1 protein-coding gene is annotated in these 845 nt (G+C 60.2%); it reads right to left on the bottom strand.

What is annotated here, in order from left to right; genetic code table 11:
* A partial coding sequence (locus ACXJKH_RS21465; protein ID WP_457322411.1) for an RHS repeat domain-containing protein occupies window positions 1–845 on the bottom strand: 845 nt, incomplete at both ends.

Genomic DNA, 845 nt, shown 5'->3' with positions numbered 1-845 from the left:
GACCACCTCCGCGGAATCTGCAGCAAATCTGGACTCCGCTCGCATAATCAACGCGGCACGACCGGTGGCCGCGACACCTTGCGCATGCCCCAAAGTCATAATGGACATCGTGCCTTCCGCGACAGCCAGCACCCCCTGCGCGGCGGCCATTCCGTACTCTCCGCGCTCTGCAGATGTTACTGCCGCATCCCATRCAATCTGACCGGGGATGAAAGACCGCATCCACGCTGGACTTTCTGCACGCCCATCTGAGTCGATAAAGCGATATGGACTATCCGCCGCATAACAGTACCTGCAGAAGTTGCGCGCATTTTTAAGATCCACCATAACTGGATCTGCAGACACGAATATTGCAAGCGCAGGGTCATAATACCGTTGCTGCATGTAACTCAGCCCAGTCGCAGCATCCAACGCATGCCCGGTGTACCCAGGCCGATCCCTCAGTACCCCATTGATCTGCTCGCCGTAAGGCTCGTACTCCAGCGTCTCTGTCAGATCCCCCCACCCATCCGTCTCCGCCACCGGTGAGCCCAGCAGGTCCGCGTGCTGGTATCGGGTGTTGACCGCACCGCTGCCCGCAGCCGTGTCATGCAGGGCAATCAACCCATCGCCCAAATGGATGTGTTCGGTGCGGGTGCCGTTGCGTGCATCGTCTACATACAGCAGCCAGCCGTCAGCGCTGTACATCTGATTCGAGCAGCCTGCCCCGTTGCAGCTCAATACGCGCCGCCCCTGCCCGTCGTAGGCATACCAGTCCTTGCCGACCACTTCGCGCAGGCGGTTGCCGAAATCGAAGCGGAACTCCTGGCCGTTCTTCGGGTGCAGGTTGCCCTGGACGTCGTAGC

The organism is Stenotrophomonas sp. P5_B8 (assembly GCF_054049855.1).
This window is presented reverse-complemented; position numbering and strand designations above follow the sequence as displayed.